We start from the raw sequence: 22,984 nt of genomic DNA, 5'->3' as shown, positions 1-22,984 counted from the left end.
TCCCCCTCTGCGGCTCGCCGGTGCGCGCCGCCCTGTGCGAAATCGACCCGCGCCCTGGATCGCGCGCGTGCGGCCCGCTCAGGACGTGATGGAATCCGCCTCAAGGAGTCCGGCGACCGAGGACAGCAGCGAGACGAGGTCCGCGACATGGGCAGCGATCTCGGTGGAGGCGTACAGCTCCGCGTTGCCGTCGAGCACGATGTCCAGGCCGTGGCCGTCCATGCGGTCGTACACGTTGACGGTCAGGTCGTCGACGGGGCCCGGGCGCAGGTTGTGCACCGTGGCGGGGTGTCCCCCGTATCCGAGGCCGTAGTTGAAGGACATGATGTTGATGTCGGGGCCGAACTGCCTTCTGCCACTGGGCAGGGCGGGAAGCTCCCGCACCAGACGCTCCTGCGGATAGCGCTGGTGCGCCATTGCCTCCCGTAGACGGTCCGAGGCCTGGGCCGCAACCGAGGCGAAGTCGAGTTCCGGGCTCAGCTCGAAGCGCAGCGGGACCACATTGGTCAACATGGCCGGGACGCGCCGCAGCAGGGGTTCCGTGCGTGCGGTGACCGGCAGGCCGACGACCAGGTCCCGGACTCCGGTCGCACGGTGGAGCCAGACGGCGACGGCGGCCATGACGACCTCCGGCCAGGTGACGTCCAGGTCGCGGGCGGCCGAGCGCAGGGCATCGAGGTCCGCGGGTGCGAGGTGGCCGGATTCGCGGTGGGAGGCCTGGGTGCGGGTGGGGTGCCAGTCGGTCAGGGCGACCACCTCTCCCCACCCGGCCATCCGGTCGAGCCAGAATCGACGGTCCTGCGCGAACTCCTCCCCGGCCTGGTAGGCGGTGTCGGCGGCGATGGCCTGTTCCAAGGTGCCCGGCGGACGGGGGCTGCGGGGGGCACCGGTGGCCAGCGCGGTGTAGACGTCCGCGACGTGGGAGGCGATCAGTGCGAAAGCGAAGCCGTCGACGGCCACGTGGTGCGCCGCCCGGTACCAGAGGGTGCGCTCGGGCCCGATCGCGAACAGCGCCCACGTGAAGAGCGGGCCCGTAGCCAGGTCGTACTCCTCGGCCAGGTTGTCGGCCATCCAGCGTTCGGCCGCGGCGCGCGGGTCCGGTTCGTCCACGAGGTCGAAGCAGTGCAAGGTCACGTCGACCGTGTCGTCGATGTACTGGCACAGGCCCTCCGCGCCGATGCCGAAACGGGCGCGCAGGGCGGGGGTGGCGGCCACGACCTCGCGCAGCGCCGCTTCGAACAGCACCGGGTCGACGGGGCCCTCGATGTCGCAGTACTCGGCGATGTTGAACGAGCGCTCGTCCGGGTTGAGCTGCTGCGCGAGCCACACCCCGGTCTGCGCCAGAGAGAGGGGCAGTTCCGCGGTCATCGGGCGACCCTCAGTTCCGAGACGAAGGCGCAAATCGTGTCCACGGTTCGGAACTTCTCCGCTATGGGTGTCTCTCCGAGGATGACGACATCGAAATGCTTCTCGATGGATCCACCGAGCCGGGCGACGGAGAGCGAATCGAGGATTCCCCATTCAATCAGCGGAGTATCATCTTCCACTTCTTCCTGCCCTTTCAGCAATTCTTCCGTGATGAACTTCTTGACGAAATCCCTGACGGGCTCGACCGCATCGGTCATCTCCTGCGCCGGCATGTGCATCTCCTCGTACCTGACATGAATGGACACTGCTGATTGACTTTCCAGGGACCGCCGAACAGGCTACGGCCGCCGAAATCGATCACATTGGACTGAAGAGGAGACCGAAGTCTCATGCTGCTCCACGAACTCGTCCGGGACACGGCCCGCCGCACCCCCGAGGCCCTGGCGGTCTCCGCGCCGGACGGCCAGGCGAGCTACGGCCGGCTGGACGCGCTGGCCGACGAACTCGCCCTCGCCCTGGCGGGCCGGGGCGTACGCGCCGGCGACCGGGTCGGGATCTGGCTCGACAAGTCGGTGGCCGCCATCGCCGCGATGCAGGCCGTGCTGCGGCTCGGGGCCGCCTACGTACCCCTCGACCCGCAGTCCCCGGCACAGCGGATCGCCGGACTGACGGCCGACTTCGCGCCTGCCGCCCTGGTCACGACCCCTGACCGGAGCGCGTCGGTGGCCGGTTTCGCGGCCATCGCGGACACGCCCGTGCTGTCGTCGTGGCCAGACGGAACGCCCTGGTCGCGGCTGCCCGCGGCGGGGGCCGAAGCACCGGAGGTGGTGCTGCCCGGGCCTGCGGCCGACGGCGACGATCTCGCCTTCATCCTCTACACCTCGGGGTCCACCGGCGAACCCAAGGGCGTCTGTCACAGCCACAACACGGCTTGGGCCTTCATCTCCTGGGTCGCCGAGGCCCAGCAGGCGCAGCCCGGGGACCGGTACGCGAATCACGCACCGTTCCATTTCGATCTGTCGGTGAACGACATCTATGCGCCCTTCACCGTCGGCGCTTCCGTCCACCTGGTTCCGCAGGAGACCGCTTACTCCGCGAAAGGGCTGGTCCGCTTTCTCGTGGACCGCGAGATCACCGTATGGTATTCGGTTCCTGCCGCGCTCCTGTTGATGATGCGCCACGGCGAACTGCTGGAGACGGATGCGCCGGCGCTGCGCAGCCTGATGTTCGCGGGCGAGCCCTTCCCCATCGGCCCGCTGCGTGAGCTTCGGGCGCATCTTCCGCACATTCGGTTCACGAATCTCTACGGGCCCGCCGAGACCATCATTTCCACCGCCCACGACGTCGGCGTGATCCCCGCCGACCGGGTGCGTCCCGTCGGGATCGGCAGCGGTGTCTGCGGGAACACCGTGGTCGCGCTGCGCGAGGACGGGCGGCAGGCGGGGCCCGGCGAGGAGGGCGAGCTGGTGGTCAGCGGTCCGGGGGTGATGCTGGGTTACTGGGGACGTTCGCCGGTGACCGACCGTACGTACGCGACCGGCGACATCGCGCTCGTGCTGGAGGACGGCAGTTTCGATTTCGTCGGACGGCGCGATGTGATGGTCAAGGTACGCGGCAACCGCATCGAACTCGGTGAGGTAGAGGCGGTGCTGCAGAGCCACGACGGGGTCGACGAGGCGGCGGCCGTGGTGGCCGACGCCGGCATCGACGCACACATCGTCGCGTTCATCGTCGTCGCCGACGGACATGATCCCTCCCTGCTCGATCTCAAGAAGCACTGCGCGCAGCAGCTTCCCCGGCATTCGATCATCGGCGCCGTCCACCGGCTGCCGTCACTGCCCCGCAATCCCAACGGCAAGGTCGACCGCCGGCTGCTGACTGCCCGGGCCTCCGCGCAGGAGCCGGCCGGCGCCCACTGACCGGCGCCCGCTGACCGGATCCGCGCCGGACCTGCGGGGGTGCGCCCGGCCGCCCCTGGGGACGGTCAGCGCACTTCCGCCTGGTCCGCGTCGTAGACGGCGTCGCCGTACACGTCGTCGACCCACGACTTCTGGTACACCGTGTCCAGATAGCGCTCGCCGAGGTCCGGCGAGATCGCCACGGCGGTGACCGGCGTGTCGGGGCGGTACCTGGCCAGCCAGCGCTGGGCCCCGGCGACGACCGTGCCCGTGGAACCTCCGAAGAGGTAGCCGCTCCGGGCGAACCGGCGGCACATCCGGATCGTCTCGGCCTCCGAGACGATCACCACGTCGTCGAGGTACGAGCGATCCAGCAACTGGGGCCGGACGCCGGCGCCGAGCCCGGGGATCATCCGGGTCCCCGCGGGGCCGCCGAAGGTCACCGATCCCTCCACGTCGACGGCCACGACGGTCACCGGCCGCCCCCGAGCCCGGAAGTACCTGGCGCATCCCATCAGCGTGCCGGTGGTTCCCGCCCCTACGAACAGCACGTCCAGGCCGGGGAACCGCTCGGCGATGGCGGGCGCGGTGGTCCGGTGGTGTGCCTCCCAGTTGTTGACGTTCGTGTACTGGTTCAGCCAGACGTAGCGGGCGTCCGAGGCGCACAACCGACGTACGTGGTCCAGCCGGGCGGCCAGATATCCGCCCTCCGCGTCAGGCTGTGTGACGGTGTAGACCTCGGCGCCCATCGTCTCCATCAGCCGCCGCGTGCCGAGGTTGCACCGGGTGTCGGTCACGCAGAGGAACCGGTAGCCCTTGTTCGCGGCGATCATGGCCAGGGCCACTCCGAGGTTGCCCGAAGAGGACTCGACCAGCACGGATCCGTGGTGGAGCAGTCCCGACCGCTCGGCTTGCTCCACCATCGCCGCGGCGGCCTTCAGTTTGATGGAGCCGGCGAAGTTGAACCCCTCGCACTTGAGGAGCAGTTCGGTGCCGATGACCGGCCGGAGGTCGACGTACAGGTCCTCCGTGTTGAACTCCTGGGGAGAGGTGATTATCGGCAACGCGGCCACCCCGTCTCACTCATCGTCGCCTCGTGCCGAGTCGGAGCCGTAGCGGCTGGTCTCGTGGAAGAAGTTCTCGATGACGTTCAGTTCACCCAGCGCGCTGACCGTGTCGTAGACGTGCTTGCCGACCGCCAGGTCGAGGACGCCGAGTCCGAACGGCGAGAAGATGACGGGCCGGCCGGTGGGCACGATGACCTTTCCCGACATGACGTCGTACAGGGTGCCGTCGATGAAGTCGCGGTGTCCCACCAGCTGTTCGGCCAGATGCGGCGAGGTGTCGGCCTTCAGGCAGTGCTCGATGTCGTCGACCACGTTGACCGACTCCAGCACGATCTCGGGCGACAGGTCCCGCAGCGATACGTGCAGGACCACCGGGTTGTGCGCGAACCAGGTGGTGTCGGTGACGTGCGGTGCTCCCGCGACAGTGGCGAACACCAGGAGGTCGCAGGAACGGATCAGCTCCTCGGCACTCTCGTACACCGTGACCCGCCCGCCGGTGGGCGTGCCGGCGCCGGTGCGCTCCAGGTACGAGCGGAAGCTGTTGGCGTGCTCGATGTCGAGGTCGTGAACGCCGATCTCGTCGAAGGACCAGCCCGCGCCCGCGAGGTAGCCGTGGATGTAGCGCGCGATGAAGCCCGTCCCGAAGAAGCCGACCCGGCGCGGGCGGCCGTCGCCGCGACCCCGGGTGAGCCAGTCGGCGGCGAGGGCGGCGGACGCGGCGGTGCGCGCCGCGCTGATGATGGAGCTCTCCATACAGGCGATCGGGTAGCCGGTCGCCCGATCGTTCAGCACGGCGACGGCCGAGGCTCGCGGGATGCCCGAGTGGATGTTCTCCGGGAAGCTGGAGATCCACTTGATTCCGTCGACCTGGGTGTCGCCGCCGATGGACGCGGGCAAGGCGATGATCCGCGATGTGGGGCGGTCGGGGAAGCGCAGGAAGTACGACGGCGGGTTGACCGAGTCGCCCTCGCCATGCACCCGGTAGGCCTCCTCGATCAGCTCGATGACGTGCTGCTCCCGGCCCGCGAGGACATCGTGGACCTGTGAGCCGGTGACAACGGCGAAGGGAGGTATGGATGCGTTCATAGGGTGGGTGGCTCCGTGTCGGAAAGTGGTGGGAGGACGTACGCACGTGCGCGCGACCGAGCGGGCCGGCGTCAGGGGCGCGCGGCGGGGTGATGCGTCGGGGAGCAGGCCGCGAGACGGACGGGGGCGCCGAGCACCATGCCGATCTCACGCTGCCCCTGGTAGGGCTCCCGGCTGTGCGCCATACGGATGTTGTCGACCAGGAGCACGTCCCCTGCCTGCCAGGGCTCCCGCAGGGTGGCCGCCTCGTAGACCTCGTTGAGGATCTGCACGGTGGCCGCTTCGATCGGCGAACCGTCGCCGTAGCGGGTGTTGAAGGGAAGCCCGTCCGCACCGAACTGCGCCACCAGGAACTCGCGGATCGACGGCTCCATCGTCCACTCGTTGAGGAAGGCGACCTGGTTGAACCAGACGCGCTTGCCGGTCAGCGGGTGGTGGATGACGGCGGAGCGCCGCTGGGCCGTCCGCAGGCTCCCGCCCGGCTGCCAGGCGAAGTCGATGCCATGGGCCTCACAGTACTTCTCGGCGGCGGCCTCGTCGGCGGCGGCGAGCGCCTCCTGCCAGGGCACACCGACCAGGCTGTTGTACGAGCGGACCAGCGTCCAGCCCACCTCCACGAACCGGTCGACGAGCGCATCCGGCAGCGCGTCGAGCACGGCTTGGCCGTCGGCGAGGCCGGTGATCCCGCCCTGGGAGGGCGGCGTGAAGCAGCCGATCGTCAGCAGCCTGGGGAACTCCAGCGCGTAGCTCAGCTCGTGGTGCATGCACATCGGCTGATCGGGCGGCCATTCCAGGGAGGAGACCACCGGTCCGCCGAGCGGCCGGCGGCGGGCGAACGCCTCCGTCTCGTGTGCGACCGTACCGCCCGACAGCTTGTCCCCGACCAGGGCGAGGGAAGCGGCGTCGCGCACGTCGAGGCCTCGGATCAGTACGGCGCCGTGCACCAGCAGCGCGGCCTCCAGGGCCGCCCGGTACTCCTGCGTCCAGTCCCCCAGATCGGCGGGGGCGACTGAGTCGACCCGCAGGATCGCCGGCTTGCCCGGGGCCAGTTCCAGGCCGAGCCGTTCCGAGCCGGCCTGTTCGACATCGGTCATGCGTTCTCTTCCTTCTTCTCTTCCTGCTTCTCCGCCTGCTGGACGTGCTCGTCGATGGCGACGGCAAGGCTCGCGAGGTCGGCGCGGCCGATGATGTCCTCCAGGCGTGCGGCGCCGCCGAGAGCGGCCCCGACCCGGACCGCGGACAGCGAAGTGCCACCGGACTCGAAGAAGTTCATGTCACGGGTGATGTCCGCGAGGGGAATGTTGAGCACTCGCGCCCAGACCTCGGCGAGCCGCAGCTCGCTCGCGGTCCAGTCCGCTCCGAAATCCGTCGGCCGGCCGGGGTCGGGCACCCCTGCTGGCGGGGTGGCCGGGGCGGCCGCCTCCCGCCGCAGCGTCTTCTTGTCGATCTTTCCGTTGGCGGTCAGCGGCAGCGCCCCGCGGTGGTGGAACAGCTGGGGAACCATGTACGCGGGCAGGGACTCCCCCAGTGACCGGCGCAGCAGGTCCGGGTCGAGGGGGGCGTCCGAGGCGTAGAAGGCGACCAGGTATTCCTCCTGGTCCGCGCTCTGTGCCACGACGACGGCGGAGTCGCGGACCCCGTCGACGCGCACCAGATGGTTCTCGATCTCGCCGATCTCGATGCGGAAACCCCGGATCTTGATCTGCGCATCGCGCCGACCGAGGAATTCCAGGGTGCCCTCCGGCAGCCAACGGCCGAAGTCGCCGGAGCGGTACAGCCGCTCCCCCACCCGGTGCGGGTCCGTGCCGAACGCCGTCGCCGTACGCTCGGGATCGTTGATGTAGCCACGGCCCACGCACACACCGGAGAAGACGATCTCGCCCGGCGCCCCGAGCGGGACGGGTTCCGTCCGCTCGTCGACCACGTACACCCGCACATTGCGGACCGCCGAGCCGAGCGGCACCCGCTCGTGGACCGGAACCCGGTCCATCACCTCGTGGTTGGTGTCGTCCGACGTCTCTGTGAGGCCGTAAGCGTTGACCAGCTTGATGTCGGAGAAGGCCGCGAACCAGCGCTCGGTCAGCTCTTTCTTCAGAGCCTCCCCAGTTGTGGAGACGCTGCGCAGCCGGCCCAGCGGACGCGGCTCCTCCTCCAGGTGGCTGAGCATGACCTCCAGATAGGACGGAACGACCTGGAGCACCTCGACCCCGCCGTCGACGAGGGTGTCGACGTAACGCCGGATGTCGAGGATCTCCCGCTGCCCGACGATCAGGGTCCGAGCGCCGACCAGGAGGCCACTGATCAGCTGCCACAAGGAGATGTCGAAGCACTGGGGCGCTGTCTGGGCGACGACCTGACCCGGGCGGATGTCCAGGTCCTCGATCTTGGCGAGCAGGTGGTTGAGCATCCCCGCGTGCTCGCACATCGCCCCCTTCGGCTCCCCGGTGGAGCCGGAGGTGAAGTAGACGTAGGCCAGTTGGCCGGGGCCGACCGGTATGCCGGGGTCGGTGTCCACCGCCCCGTCGACGGCATCGTCGATGAGGAGGTAAGCCGCGGGCTGGTACGCCACGAGCGCCTCGTCGAGGGTGGTGGTGCTACCGGCCTCCGTGAGCACGAACCGGCACTCGCTGCGGGCGAGCATGGCGCCGATCCGGGCGGCGGGAAAGTGCGGCTCGATCGGCAGGTAGACACCCCCGGCCTTGAAGACCGCGAGTGCCGCGGCCAGCCAGTCGAGATTGCGCTCGGTGACCACGGCGACCACGTCCTCGCTCCGCAGCCCGCGGTTCAGGAGTGCGTGGGCGATGCGGTTGGCGCGGCGGTTGAGTTCGGCGTACGTCCATGTGGTCCCGGCGTGTACGGCGGCGATCCGGTCGGGGTGGCGGCGTACGCGTTCTTCGATCAGCTCGTGCGCACGACGGTTCGGGAGCTCCCGGCTCGGACCCGCCAGACCGTCGATCTGGTAGGCGAACTCGTCGGCGGAAAGCAGGTTCCGGGTGTGGTGCTCGGCCGTGCTGTCGGCGACCAGCCGCTCCAGGGCGGTCATCAGGTACCCGGCGATGCGCTGCGCGTACGAAAGGTCGAGTACGCCGGGGTCGCCGGCCAGCCGCAGGCACATTCCCTCCGATGCACCACAGAAGGCGACGCGCAGGACGATCGACTTCCCGAACTCCAGTGCGCGCAAGGGCTGTTCGTGGGTCAGCGCCGAGAGGTCGAGCACCACCTCGTAGAGGCCCCGGGGAAGGGTCGGCTGCCCCACCGCTTGGCGGGCGGCCTGGACCAGCTGCTCCCATCCCCCGTCCGCCACGGCCACGAGTACGGGCGCCGGCTCCGGCGCGGTGTCGCTGTCGGTGTCGGTGGGGGAACCCGGGTCGATGTACCCGGTCAGCACGTCCTGTTCACCGGAGAGCGAGGCCAGCACCTTCGCGTGGACGGCCAGGAGTAGGGAGGCGACCGGGACCCCGAGGCGGTCCGCGAGGGCCTCGAGTCCGCCGGCCAGAGCGGCGGGAACGTCGGACGCGTACTCGGTCGTAGGCGTATCGGCATGCAGTGGTTCCCGCCGCCATCGTGGGATGGCGGTCGCGATTGCCGCTCCGCGGTGCGGGTCGGCGTCTGTCGGTGTGCCCATCGGTTCAGTGCCTTTGCCAAAGGGTGGTCCAGGGGCGCCCTCGCCTCGGAGGGCGCCCCTGCCTGGTGGTGTCCGGATGTGTGTGCTGTGCCTCAGGAGGCTGTGTCGGCCATGGCCTTGACCAGGCTCGCCGGGCGCATGTCCGTCCAGGTCTCCTCGATGTAGGCGAGGGCGGCCTCGCGGGTGTCGGCGGGCTTCACCACGGTCCAGCCGGCCGGCACCTCGGCGAACTCGGGCCACACGGAGTGCTGGCCCTCGTCGTTGATCAGGACCAGGTAGGTGCCGTTCGGGTTCTCAAACGGGTTCGTCATGATGTGTTTCCTCACGTGTTATCTGATGGGTTGTCACACGACGTGGCGGTGTATGTCATGCACATCGCGTATGCACTGGTGTGCGTCGTTACGGATGAAGGACGAATCAGGATGTTCCCGTCGGCCGCGTCATTCGGCGCAGGGCCGGCCGACGGGCCGTCGGCTGCGTGGTGGCCGCGAGCAGCGCGACCAGCCCGGAGACGGTGGGGGTCTCGAAGACCGTGGCGATGGGCACTTCCACACCCATGGCGCCGCGGATGCGGCTCACGAGGCGGGTGGCGAGGAGGGAGTGGCCGCCGAGGTCGAAGAAGCTGTCGTCGATGCCGACGCGGTCGACGCCGAGGACTTCGGCGAACAGGCCGGCGAGGACCTCTTCCTGCGGAGTCCGCGGAGTCCGCCCGCCCGAGGCCGCCGCATAGTCGGGCTTCGGGAGCGCCCGGCGGTCCAGCTTGCCGTTCGGAGACAGCGGAAGCCGCGCCACGGCCATGACCGCCGACGGGACCATGTAATCGGGCAGGCCCTCGGCCAGCTGCGCACGGGCCGCCTTGACGACCGCCCCGATTCCACGAGCGGCACCGGGGCTGTTTACCCAGGCAGAAGTAGAACTGGAGGGAATGTAGACACCGGACAGGGCGGCATCGGCCGCCGTCCCCACCGGGAGGATGACGGCATCGAAGTGGGCCACCGACCCCGGTGACCAGGTCGGCACGACCCGCAGACCCAGCCCGGCGCCCCGGACAACCAGAGCCTCCGGATCAACAGCCGGCCCGAAGTCCTCCGCGTCATGCCCGTCAATGACATGCTCGGCCGCGACCTCGGCCACCAGCCGCGCATTCGGAATGCGCACCACACGCACCGGAACATCGATCCCGGCGAAAGCCTCAAGGTCCTGGCCCGGTTCCCAGACCACTTCACGGGCACCGGAAACGTCCAGCACTCCGGCCGGATCCTTGTGGAACACCACCTCGTAGCGATGCCGGGTCAGCTCATTGTGATACCCGCCCCGCTTCAGCCGGATATCCAGCCCGCCAATCCGGCCATCCCGCCGGGCCAGATCCGCAAAGAACTCGGGTGCGGCCACGAGTTCCTTCTCCAGCAGCACCGCACGGTCCACCACCGCGCGCGCCACCGCACCCCGGCCCGCGTGAACAGCCGCATGCAGAACACGCAGCGAACCCGCATGCCGCACGTCACCGACAATCAGCCGGCCGCCAGGAGCCAGCAGCCCGACCGCCCGGTCGATCACCCGCGCCAGATACTCCCCGTCAGGGAAGTACTGCACCACCGAATTGATCAGGACCGTGTCGAAGAAGCCCTCCGGCAGGCCTTCCGTCACGTCTGCCGGCTGTGCCCGCAGACGGACGTTCCCCAGACCCGCCTCGGCAACCTGGCCCTCCAGACGCCCGATCACCGCCGACGACAAATCCGTGCCCCAGTACTCCTCCACACCGCCGGCCAGATGCGCCATCAGCAGACCCGAACCGACACCGATCTCCAGCACCCGACGCGCACCGAACCCGCGCACCTGCTCCACGACCGCATCCCGCCAGGCACGCATCTCACCCAACGCAATCGGCTCACCCGAATACGAACTGTCCCAGCCCGAGAAATCCTCACCAAAGCCGCCAGAACCCGCCCCGGAATACACCGAGTCGTAAATCTCCCGCCACTCCTCCACCTGCGCCTCAGCACCCGACACATCAGCAGCACCCCACGCGGCCGCCACCTCAAGATCAGGCACGACATAGGCCACCAGACGCTGATCCCCCGGAACGTCCTCACGAGCGATCACCGCAGCCTGACGGACACCCTCAAAACCCACCAGCAGCGACTCGATCTCACCCGGCTCGATCCGGAACCCACGCACCTTCACCTGCTCATCAGCACGCCCCAGATACTCCAGCTGCCCATCCGCACGCCAACGCACCAGATCACCCGTCCGGTACATCCGCGCACCCACACCGAACGGAGACGCCACAAACCGCTCAGCCGTCAGACCAGCACGACCCACATACCCGCGCGCCAGACCCGAACCCGCCACATACAACTCACCCGGAACACCCACCGGCACCGGACACAAACCCTCATCCAGCACATAAAGCCGGGTATTCGCCACCGGCCGCCCGATCGGCACATCACCCACCATCGGGCCGGCCATCGCCACAATGACCGTCGTCTCCGTCGGACCATACGCATTCATCACCCGACGCCCCGGCGACCACCGCGCCACCAGATCCAGCGGCACCGCCTCAGCACCCACCACCAGACAGCACAGATCCCCCAGCAACGCCGGAGCATCCACCGGCAACGTCGCCACCACCGACGGCGGAATCAACGCATGCGACACCCGACCCTCAGCCAGGACCCGCAACAACTCCCCACCCACCAGCCGACCACGCTCAGGCACCACCAACACCGCACCCGAAGCAAAAGCCACCAGCAAATCCCAGAACGCAGTATCAAAACTCGGCGAAGCAAACTGCAGCACCCGGCTCTCCGGCCCCAGCTCCAGCAACCCGACCTGCGTCACCGCCAGACTCGCCACACCCCGATGCGACACCACCACACCCTTGGGCCGACCCGTAGAACCCGACGTATAAATCACATACTCCGGATGCCCCAGATCCACCACCACCCCAGGATCCGAATCCGCAAACCCCGAAAAATCCCCACCCAGCACACGCTCATCCAGCACAAGCACCGGCGCCGCATCCTCAAGAATGAACGCACGCCGCTCCGCCGGATACTCCACATCAATCGGCACATACCCGCCACCGGCCTTCAGCACAGCAAGGACCGCCACCACCAGATCAACCGAACGCGGCAGCATCACCCCCACCAACGACTCCGGCCCCACACCCTCACCGATCAGCCAATGCGCCAGCCGGTTCGCCCGCGCATTCAACTCCCCATACGACAACGACTCCCCACCACGCACCACCGCCGTCGCACCCGGATCCCGCACCACCTGAGCCTCGAACAACCCAGCCAGCGAAGCCTCCGGAACCACACACCCCGTCTCATTCCACCCCGACAACACCAGCTCCCGCTCAGCCTCCGCCAACAACTCAACCCCACCAACCCGCACCAACGGATCAGCCACCACCTGCTCCAGCAACCACACCCAACGCCCAAGCAACCGCTCAACCGACGAACGATCAAACAGATCCGTCGAATACTCGACCGTCGCGGTCACACCCTGCTCGCCGACGTGTTCGGTGAGGCTGAGCAGCATGTCGAAGCGCGAGCGGCCGATGCCGACGTCCTCGGAGCCCACTCGCAGCCCCGGCAGCACGAACTCGCTCGCGGGGGTGTTCTGGAGGACGAGGGCCACCTGGAAGAGGGGGTGGTGACCGCTGGACCGCTGCGGGTTCAGCAGCTCCACCAGGTCCTCGAACGGGACGTCCTGGTTGGCATAGGCCGCCAGACTGGTCTCACGGACCTGGCCCAGCAGCTCCTCGAAGGTCGGATCCCCGGACGTGTCCGTGCGCAGCACGAAGGTGTTGACGAAGAGACCGACCAGGTCATCGAGTGCCTCGTCCGTGCGACCGGCCACGCCGCTGCCCAGAGCAATGTCGGTCCCGGCGCCGAGGCGGGTCAGCAGGACCGCCATGGCCGCCTGGAGCACCATGAACACCGTGGTGTTCGTGCGGCTGGCCAACTTGACTATGCCCGAGTGCAGTTCGGGCTTCATGTCCCAGGTGAGGTGCGTCCCCTCGAAGGAGGACATCGCCGGGCGCGGCCGGTCCGTCGGGAAGGTCACCTGCTCGGGAAGCCCAGCCAGCTGGCGGCTCCAGTAGTCCAGCTGCCGGGCATAGATGCTTCCCGGGTCGGACGCGTTGCCGAGCAGCTTGCTCTGCCAGAGCGTGTAGTCGACGTACTGAACGGGGAGTTCGACCCACTGCGGAGCCTCACCCTGGGTACGCGCCGTGTAGGCGGCGACGAGGTCCCTCGTCAGCGGGCCCATGGACCAGCCGTCACCGGCGATGTGGTGGACCAGGAGCATAAGGACGCACTCACCGGCGCCGTCCAAATCGAACAGCCAGGAGCGGAGCGGGATTTCGGAAGCCAGGTCGAACCCGTACCGGGCCACGTCTTCCAGCGCGGCCGGCAGCTCCGCCTCGGTGACCGTACGGCACTCCCACTCCAGCCGTGCGTTCGACGGCTCCAGAACCAGCTGGTGCGGCTCGCCTTCGGCCTCGGGAAAGACCGTACGCAGCGATTCGTGCCGGGCGATCACGTCGTGGAGCGCGGCCCGGAGTGCTTCGGCATCGACCTCGCCCTTCAGGCGCAGGGCGATCGGCATGTTGTAGGTGGACGAGCGGCCTTCCAGTTTGTGGAGGAACCACAGGCGGCGCTGCGCGAAGGAGAGCGGCACGATGTCCGGGCGGGGCATCGGCTCCAGAGCGAGGCGAGTACTGCCGCCTTCGGCGAGGCGAACCGCGAGGCCGGAGACGGTGGGGGTCTCGAAGACCGTGGCGATGGGCACTTCCACACCCATGGCGCCGCGGATGCGGCTCACGAGGCGGGTGATGAGGAGGGAGTGGCCGCCGAGGTCGAAGAAGCTGTCATCGATTCCGACGCGGTCGACGCCGAGGACTTCGGCGAACAGGCCGGCGAGGACCTCTTCCTGCGGAGTCCGCGGAGCCCGCCCGCCCGAGGCCGCCGCGTAGTCGGGCTTCGGGAGCGCCCGGCGGTCCAGCTTGCCGTTCGGAGACAGCGGAAGCCTGTCCAGAACCATCACCGCGGACGGAACCATGAACTCCGGCAGCCCCTGGGCCAGGCGGGCACGAGCGGCCATGACGACCGCACCGATTCCACGGGCAGCGCCCGGGCTGTTCACCCAGGAACCCGACGCGGCCGAAGGCCTGTAAACACCCGACAGAACCGCATCATCAGCCCCGGCCGGGAGGATCACGGCCTCGAAGTGGGCCACCGACCCCGGTGACCAGGTCGGCACGACCCGCAGACCCAGCCCGGCGCCCCGGACAACCAGAGCCTCCGGATCAACAGCCGGCCCGAAGTCCTCCGCGTCATGCCCGTCAATGACATGCTCGGCCGCGACCTCGGCCACCAGCCGCGCATTCGGAATGCGCACCACACGCACCGGAAGATCAGTACCGGCGAAGTCCCCAAGGTCGAGACCGGACTCCCAGACCACTTCACGGGCACCGGAAACGTCCAGCACTCCGGCCGGGTCCTTGTGGAACACCACCTCGTAGCGATGCCGGGTCAGCTCATTGTGATACCCGCCCCGCTTCAGCCGGATATCCAGCCCGCCAATCCGGCCATCCCGCCGGGCCAGATCCGCAAAGAACTCGGGTGCGGCGACCAGTTCCTTCTCCAGCAGCACCGCACGGTCCACCACCGCGCGCGCCACCGCACCCCGGCCCGCGTGAACAGCCGCATGCAGCACACGCAGCGAACCCGCATGCCGCACGTCACCGACAATCAGCCGCCCGCCAGGAGCCAGCAGCCCGACCGCCCGGTCGATCACCCGCGCCAGATACTCCCCGTCAGGGAAGTACTGCACCACCGAATTGATCAGAACCGTGTCGAAGAAGCCCTCCGGCAGCCCCTCCATGACATCCGCAGCCTGCGCCCGCAGACGGACGTTCCCCAGACCCGCCTCGGCAACCTGGCCCTCCAGACGCCCGATCACCGCCGACGACAGATCAGTACCCCAGTACTCCTCCACACCGCCGGCCAGATGCGCCATCAGCAGACCCGAACCGACACCGATCTCCAGCACCCGACGCGCACCGAACCCACGCACCTGCTCCACGACCGCATCCCGCCAGGCACGCATCTCACCCAACGCAATCGGCTCACCCGAATACGAACTGTCCCAGCCCGAGAAATCCTCACCAAAGCCGCCAGAACCCGCCCCGGAATACACCGAGTCGTAAATCTCCCGCCACTCCTCCACCTGCGCCTCAGCACCCGACACATCAGCAGCACCCGACGCGGCCGCCACCTCAAGATCAGGCACGACATAGGCCACCAGACGCTGATCCCCCGGAACGTCCTCACGAGCAATCACCGCAGCCTGACGGACACCCTCGAAACCCACCAGCAGCGACTCGATCTCACCCGGCTCGATCCGGAACCCACGCACCTTCACCTGCTCATCAGCACGCCCCAGATACTCCAACTGCCCATCCGCACGCCAACGCACCAGATCACCCGTCCGGTACATCCGCGCACCCACACCGAACGGAGACGCCACAAACCGCTCAGCCGTCAGACCAGCACGACCCACATACCCACGCGCCACCTGTACACCGGTCGCGTACAACTCACCCGGAACACCCACCGGCACCGGAGACAGACCCTCGTCCAGCACATAAAGCCGGGTGTTCCACATCGGTCGGCCGATCGGGACGCTGCCCGCGGTCGCGCTCGCGCCCAGCTCGTCGGCGTGCCAGGTCGAGGAGGCGACCTGGATGGTCATCTCGGTCGGGCCGTACAGGTTCGAGAGCTCCGCACCCCACGTGCGTGAGATCTCCGCCGCAAGTTCCGGACGCAGCGCCTCACCGCTGGACCAGATGCGGGTGACGTCATGGCCGGCGGGCGGAGCCGGAAGATTGGCCAGCAGGGACGGCGGGAACTGGGCGACGGTGACACCGTGCTCCACCATGTAGGAGACGAGCGCATGAGGGTCCCGGAGTACCTCGCCCGGGGCCACGCAGATCGCCGCGCCATGCAGCAGCGGGAACCAGAGCTCCAGTCCCACCGAGTCGAATCGCACCGAAGTACGGAACAACAGCACGTCACCGGCTCCGACCGGGTAGGCGTCGCCCATCCACTGGAGGTTGTTGACCAGGCCCCGGTGTTCGACCAGGACTCCCTTCGGACGGCCGGTGGAACCCGAGGTGTAGATCACGTAGAGCGGGCTCTGCGGAACCAGCCGCCCCCAGCGCTCGTCATCGGTCAGGTCGCCCGCGGGTTGCCGGTCGATCTCCGCGCGGGTCTCCTCGTCGTCGAGGAGAACGGACGGGAGCTCCGTGCCCAGGCCGGTCAGGGTCGGGGTACAGGTGAGCAGCAGTCCCGGGCGGGCGTCGTCCAGCGTGTAGCGCAGTCGCTCTGCCGGATCCTCAGGGTCGAGGGGGACGTAGGCGCCGCCCGCCTTGACCACCGCGAGGAGCGCGACGACGGTGTCCGCCGAGCGCGGCAACGCGACGGCCACGAGCAGCTCGGTGCCGGTGCCGCCGCCCGTACCCGGGGCGGAGGCGACGAGGTGGCGCGCCAGTTGGTTGGCTCGGGCGTTCAGCTCGGCGTAGGTGAGTTCGGCGGCGCCGAACAGGACCGCGGTGGCGTCGGGGGTCCGCCGCACCTGAGCTTCGAAGAGAACGGCCAGGCTCTCCTGACGAACCTCGGCGTCGGTGTCGTTCCAGTCGGCCAGTACCTGGCGGCGCTCGGTGCCGACGAGCAGATCGGCCCGGCTGATCGACTGCTTCGGCGCGGTCAGCGCCTCGTCGAGGAAGCGGATCCAGCGGGCGAAGAGCTGCTCGATCGTGGACCGGTCGAAGAGGTCGGTGGAGTACTCGACCACGGTCGCGATCCCGGCGGGGTTGCCCGCGGCGTCGTACCGCTCGGTGAGCGAAAGCAGCATGTCGAAGCGGGAAGTACCGGAGTCGACCTCTTCCATCCGGACCGTCAGCGCCGGCAGGGTGAAGTCGCCCTGGCCGGTGTTCTGGAGGACCAGGGCCACCTGGAAGAGCGGGTGGTGGGCCGCCGACCGTTGGGGGTTGAGGAGTTCCACCAGGTGCTCGAAGGGCACGTCCTGGTTGGCGTAGGCCGCCAGACTGGTCTCACGGACCCGGCCCAGCAGCTCCTCGAAGGTCGGATCGCCCGAGGTGTCCGTGCGGAGCACGAAGGTGTTGACGAAGAGACCGACCAGGTCATCGAGCGCCTCGTCCGTGCGGCCCGCGACACCACTGCCGAGCGGGATGTCCGTGCCCGCGCCGAGCCGGGTCAGGAGCGCTGCCATGCCCGCCTGGAGCACCATGAACACGGTCGCGCCCGAAGCGCGGGCCAGCTCGCTGAGCCGCCGGTGCAGCGTGGCATCGACATCGAACTCGGCGGACGAGCCGACGTAGGAAGCGATCGCCGGACGGGACCGGTCTGCGGGGAAGGTCACTAGTTGCGGCAGGTCCGTCAGCTGATCGTGCCAGTAGGCGACCTGGCGTCCGAACAGGCTGTCCGGGTCGGACTCATCACCGAGCAGTTCGCTCTGCCAAAGGGTGTAGTCGGCGTATTGGACCGGAAGTTCCGCCCACTGCGGAGCCACACCCTGGAGTCGCGCGGTGTACGCGGCCACGACGTCGCGGGCCAGCGGCGCCATGGACCAGCCGTCGCCGGCGATGTGGTGCAGCAGCAGGAGCAGGACTGCGTCCTCGGCACCCGTTTCGAACAGCCAGCTGCGAACCGGGATTTCGGTGGCCAGGTCGAATCCGTACCGGGCCACTTCTTCCAGCGCGGCCGGGAGCTCGGCCTCGGTGACCGTACGGCGTTCCCAGCCGATCCCGGTCTCCTCGGCGTCCAGTACGAGCTGTCGGGGTTCGCCGCCGCTCTCGGGGAAGACCGTACGCAGGGACTCGTGGCGCCCGATCACGTCGCTCAGGGCAGCGCGGAGCGCGGCGTGGTCGACGACACCGGTGAGCCGCAGGGCAAGCGGCATGTTGTAGGTGGCGGAACGGCCTTCGAGCTTGTGGAGGAACCACAGGCGGCGCTGCGCGAAGGACAGTGGAACGCTGTCCGGGCGGTCCATGGGCAGAAGGGCGGTGCGCGTCCTACCGCCGAGGTCCAGTCGTTCCACCAGCCGGGACACGGTGGAGGCTTCGAAGACGTCCTTGATGGGCAGCTCCACGCCCAGGATGGTCCGGATGCGGCTCACGAGGCGGGTGGCGAGGAGGGAGTGGCCGCCGAGGTCGAAGAAGCTGTCGTCGATGCCGACGCGGTCGACGCCGAGGACTTCGGCGAACAGACCGGCGAGGACCTCTTCCTGCGGAGTCCGCGGAGTCCGCCCGCCCGAGGCCGCCGCATAGTCGGGCTTCGGGAGCGCCCGGCGGTCCAGCTTACCGTTCGGAGACAGCGGAAGCCGCGCCACGGCCATGACCGCCGACGGGACCATGTAATCGGGCAGGCCCTCGGCCAGCTGCGCACGGGCCGCCTTGACGACCGCCCCGATTCCACGAGCGGCACCGGGGCTGTTCACCCAGGCAGAAGTAGAACTGGAGGGAATGTAGACACCGGACAGGGCGGCATCGGCCGCGGTCCCCACCGGGAGGATGACGGCATCGAAGTGGGCCACCGACCCCGGTGACCAGGTCGGCACGACCCGCAGACCCAGCCCGGCGCCCCGGACAACCAGAGCCTCCGGATCAACAGCCGGCCCGAAGTCCTCCGCGTCATGCCCGTCGACCACGTGCTCAGCGGCAACCTCGGCCACCAGCCGCGCATTCGGAATGCGCACCACACGCACCGGAACATCGATCCCGGCGAAGTCCCCAAGGTCGAGACCGGACTCCCAGACCACTTCACGGGCACCGGAAACGTCCAGCACTCCGGCCGGATCCTTGTGGAACACCACCTCGTAGCGATGCCGGGTCAGCTCATTGTGATACCCGCCCCGCTTCAGCCGGATATCCAGCCCGCCAATCCGGCCATCCCGCCGGGCCAGATCCGCAAAGAACTCGGGTGCGGCCACGAGTTCCTTCTCCAGCAGCACCGCACGGTCCACCACCGCGCGCGCCACCGCACCCCGGCCCGCGTGAACAGCCGCATGCAGAACACGCAGCGAACCCGCATGCCGCACGTCACCGACAATCAGCCGGCCGCCAGGAGCCAGCAGCCCGACCGCCCGGTCGATCACCCGCGCCAGATACTCCCCATCAGGGAAGTACTGCACCACCGAATTGATCAGAACCGTGTCGAAGAAGCCCTCCGGCAGGCCTTCCGTCACGTCTGCCGGCTGTGCCCGCAGACGGACGTTCCCCAGACCCGCCTCGGCAACCTGGCCCTCCAGACGCCCGATCACCGCCGACGACAAATCCGTGCCCCAGTACTCCTCCACACCGCCGGCCAGATGCGCCATCAGCAGACCCGAACCGACACCGATCTCCAGCACCCGACGCGCACCGAACCCGCGCACCTGCTCCACGACCGCATCCCGCCAGGCACGCATCTCACCCAACGCAATCGGCTCACCCGAATACGAACTGTCCCAGCCCGAGAAATCCTCACCAAAGCCGCCAGAACCCGCCCCGGAATACACCGAGTCGTAAATCTCCCGCCACTCCTCCACCTGCGCCTCGGTACCAGATATCCCGACCGAAGAAGACACGGCGGAGTCCGCGGCATCGGGCAACACGGCAGCCGAAGCCACCTCAAGATCAGGCACGACATAGGCCACCAGACGCTGATCCCCCGGAACGTCCTCACGAGCGATCACCGCAGCCTGACGGACACCCTCAAAACCCACCAGCAGCGACTCGATCTCACCCGGCTCGATCCGGAACCCACGCACCTTCACCTGCTCATCAGCACGCCCCAGATACTCCAGCTGCCCATCCGCACGCCAACGCACCAGATCACCCGTCCGGTACATCCGCGCACCCACACCGAACGGAGACGCCACAAACCGCTCAGCCGTCAGACCAGCACGACCCACATACCCGCGCGCCAGACCCGAACCCGCCACATACAACTCACCCGGAACACCCACCGGCACCGGACACAAACCCTCATCCAGCACATACACGGACGTGTTCACCACCGGATGACCGATGGGAACCACACCGTCCGACACCTCACCGCTCATCGACACACACACCGTCGACTCCGTCGGACCATACGCATTCACCACACGCCGCGACCCCGACCACCGGGCCACCAACTCCACAGGAGCAGCCTCACCCGCCAGAACAACCGTCTCCAAAGACGAAAGCCCCGACCCAGACTCCACACCAGCAGGCAAAGCCCCCAGCACCGACGGCGGCACCGTCACATGCGTGATCCCCTGCCCGGCCAGCACCTCCAGCAGCGCCTCACCGACGAGGCGACCCTGCTGCGGCACGATCAGCGTGGCGCCGGAGGTCAGCGCCATCACCAGTTCCCACCACGCGGCATCGAAGCTCAGCGAGGAGAACTGCAGTACCCGGCTCGCGGGCGTGACGCCCAGCCTGCTGACCTGCGCCGCCGCGAGGCTGGCCACGCCGCTGTGGGACACGGCGACGCCCTTGGGAACGCCGGTGGAGCCGGAGGTGTAGATGATGTAGGCGGGGTTCTCGAGGCGAACGCGCACATCGGGGACGGTGTCGGGGTACTTGGGCAGGTCCGGCAGGGCGGTTCGCAGTGTCTCCTCGTCGAGTACGAGGACCGGGGCGGCGTCCGCCAGCATGAAGGCGCGGCGCTCCGCCGGATATTCCGGGTCGACCGGCACGTACGCGCCACCGGCCTTGAGTACGGCCAGCACCGCGACGACCCATTCCGACGAGCGCGGCAGGAGAACACCGACCCGCTGTTCCGGGGCCACCCCCCGCTCGATCAGCCAGTGCGCCAGCCGGTTCGCCCGCGCGTCGAGTTCCCCGTACGTGAGTGATTCGGCACCGCACACCAGCGCGGTGTCCTGGGGCGCCGCGGCAACGCGGGCCTCGAACAGCGCGGTCATCGACGCCTCGGGGACCTCGACGGACGTGTCGTTCCAGTCCCCCAGCAGTCGGCCGCGCTCCGCCTCCGCCAGCAGGTCTACCTGCCCGATCGGCAGCGTCGGCTCGGCCACCACCTGCTGCAGCAGCCGCGCCCAGCGCTCCAGGAGGTCTTCGACCGTCGCGTGGTCGAACAATTCGGTCGCGTACTCGACGACGGCCTCGATACCGGCCGGCGCGTCGTTCTCGTCGTGGCGCTCGAACAGCTCGACGAGGAAGTCGAATCGGGAGGTGGAGGTGGTGACGAACTCTTCACGGACCGCGAGTCCGGGCAGGAGCATGTCGACCGACGGCGCGTTCTGCTGCACCATCGCGACCTGGAACAGCGGGTGGTGGTGAGTGGAGCGCTGCGGGTTGAGGAGTTCCACCAGGTACTCGAAGGGCACGTCCTGGTACTCGAACGCCGCGAGGCTGGCTTCCCGGACGCGGCCGAGCAGTTCTCCGAAGCCGGGGTCGCCGGAGGTGTCCGTACGCAGGACGTAGGTGTTGACGAACAGGCCGATCAGATCGTCCAGGCCTTCATCGCTGCGGCCCGCGACACCGTTTCCGAGCGGGATGTCCGTGCCCGCGCCGAGCCGGGTCAGGAGCGCTGCCATGCCGGCCTGCAGCACCATGAATACGGTGGCGTTGGAGCGGTGCGCCAACGCCACGATCTGACGGTGAAGTTGCCCGTTCAGCCTGAAGTGCAGGTTGGCGCCGTCGTACGAGGCCACGGCTGGACGGGGGCGGTCGGCGGGGAAGGTGACCAGCTGCGGCAGCTCGGCCAGCTGATCCTTCCAGTAGTCGACCTGCCGCGCGAAGACGCTCTCGGGGTCGGCCGGGTCCCCGAGCAGCTCGCTCTTCCAGAGGCTGTAATCGGCGTACTGCACCGGGAGTTCGGACCAGGTGGGTGCGGCGTCGGCGGAGTACGCCGTGTACGCGGCGATGACGTCACGAGCCAGCGGCGCCAGGGACCAGCCGTCACCCGAGATGTGGTGCAGCAGCATGAGCAGGACGCATTCGTCGTCCCCGTGCTCGAACAGCCATGCGCGGAACGGGATTTCGGAGGAGAGGTCGAAGCCGTACCGGGCCGCTTCTTCCAAGGCGGCGGGGAGTTCGGCCTCCGTGACCGTACGGCGCTGCCAGTCGAACCGCACGTCCTCGGGCCCCAGCACCAGCTGGTTCGGCTCGCCGTCACTCTCGGGGAAGACCGTACGGAGCGACTCGTGCCGGCCGATCACGGCGAGCAGGGCGCCGTGCAGCGCGTCGGCGTCGACCTTGCCGGTCAGCCGGAACGCCATGGGCACGTTGTAGGTCGCCGACGGGCCTTCCAGCCTGTGCTGGAACCACAGGCGGCGCTGGGGGAACGACAGTGGCAACCGGGCGGGGCGCACCGCCGGAACGAGCTCGGGCCGTCGGATGCCCTCGCCGCCGCCGTCGCCGTCATCGCCGCCGTCGTCGCTGCCGCCCGCCGCGTGTGCGTCGAGACGCCGGGCCAGAGCCGCCGGGTTGGCGGCCTCGAAGACCTCCTTGATCGAAAGCTCGATCCCCAGAACGGCGCGGACCCGGACCAGCAGCCTGATCGCCGTGAGCGAATGCCCGCCGAGCGTGAAGAGATCGTCGTCCGGGCCCACTTCGGAGTGTCCCAGGACCTCCGCGAACAGACCGCGCAGCACCTCGACGTTCGAGGAAGGGTGCTGCCTGTCCGCGCCGGGGTTCGGGTGAGCCGAATTCGACGATGCCTTGGCGTCCAACGTGATGCTCGCTTTCCAGACGGTGTTCTTCTGCCGAAACTCGGCTGATTTCATTTCCGGCAGCGGTCAGAGCTGCGTGTCGGGCGCAGTTCGGGCGCGCCGCAGGAATTCACTTCGTGCCTTATCCCGTCCCCCGCGGACGCGTTCACCGTTCGGGCTGATCGATCAGCCGCCATGAACAGCGT

9 protein-coding genes are annotated in these 22,984 nt (G+C 68.6%); 1 reads left to right on the top strand and 8 read right to left on the bottom strand.

Going from position 1 to position 22,984, the window contains the following annotated elements:
- Positions 1–78: 78 nt before the first annotated feature.
- On the bottom strand, positions 79–1,368 hold the full coding sequence (locus tag OG737_RS28610) for a condensation domain-containing protein (protein ID WP_405677192.1): 1,290 nt from the start codon (positions 1,366–1,368) through the stop codon (positions 79–81).
- Positions 1,365–1,640 (bottom strand): acyl carrier protein, encoded by a 276-nt coding sequence (locus OG737_RS28605; protein ID WP_405677194.1) that lies wholly within the window; start codon positions 1,638–1,640, stop codon positions 1,365–1,367. Before OG737_RS28605 ends, OG737_RS28610 begins: the two co-directional genes overlap by 4 nt.
- A 117-nt stretch (positions 1,641–1,757) precedes the next feature.
- Here OG737_RS28605 and OG737_RS28600 point away from each other — a divergent pair, with 117 nt between their 5' ends.
- Entirely contained in the window at positions 1,758–3,287 is a 1,530-nt protein-coding gene (locus OG737_RS28600) for an amino acid adenylation domain-containing protein (RefSeq protein ID WP_405922145.1), read from the top strand.
- A 65-nt stretch (positions 3,288–3,352) separates the two neighbouring features.
- Here the strand turns inward: OG737_RS28600 and sbnA are convergent, their stop codons facing one another.
- From sbnA to OG737_RS28570, 6 genes are all read right to left on the bottom strand, one after another.
- Positions 3,353–4,330 carry a 2,3-diaminopropionate biosynthesis protein SbnA gene (gene sbnA / locus OG737_RS28595; protein ID WP_405922144.1) on the bottom strand — a complete coding sequence of 326 codons (978 nt, stop codon included), beginning with the start codon at positions 4,328–4,330 and terminating at the stop codon, positions 3,353–3,355.
- A 15-nt stretch (positions 4,331–4,345) separates the two neighbouring features.
- Positions 4,346–5,419: a 2,3-diaminopropionate biosynthesis protein SbnB gene (sbnB, locus tag OG737_RS28590; protein ID WP_405677200.1), complete on the bottom strand. Its 1,074-nt coding sequence runs from the start codon at positions 5,417–5,419 to the stop codon at positions 4,346–4,348.
- A gap of 71 nt (positions 5,420–5,490) precedes the next feature.
- Positions 5,491–6,513, bottom strand: a complete 1,023-nt coding sequence (locus OG737_RS28585; RefSeq protein ID WP_405677202.1) for a TauD/TfdA family dioxygenase — start codon at positions 6,511–6,513, stop codon at positions 5,491–5,493.
- Positions 6,510–9,044: an amino acid adenylation domain-containing protein gene (locus tag OG737_RS28580; RefSeq protein WP_405922143.1), complete on the bottom strand. Its 2,535-nt coding sequence runs from the start codon at positions 9,042–9,044 to the stop codon at positions 6,510–6,512. Before OG737_RS28580 ends, OG737_RS28585 begins: the two co-directional genes overlap by 4 nt.
- Positions 9,045–9,136: 92 nt before the next feature.
- Complete coding sequence (locus OG737_RS28575) at positions 9,137–9,355, bottom strand: MbtH family protein (RefSeq protein ID WP_328929089.1); 219 nt, start codon at positions 9,353–9,355, stop codon at positions 9,137–9,139.
- 106 nt (positions 9,356–9,461) lie between these two features.
- Positions 9,462–22,853 (bottom strand): amino acid adenylation domain-containing protein, encoded by a 13,392-nt coding sequence (locus tag OG737_RS28570; protein ID WP_405922142.1) that lies wholly within the window; start codon positions 22,851–22,853, stop codon positions 9,462–9,464.
- Between the last annotated feature and the right edge of the window lie 131 nt (positions 22,854–22,984).

The sequence above is a fragment of the Streptomyces sp. NBC_00122 genome (genome assembly GCF_045160845.1).
GTDB lineage: Bacteria > Actinomycetota > Actinomycetes > Streptomycetales > Streptomycetaceae > Streptomyces.
The sequence above is the reverse complement of the archived record's forward strand: the minus strand, read 5'-3'. Positions and strand labels throughout refer to the sequence as shown.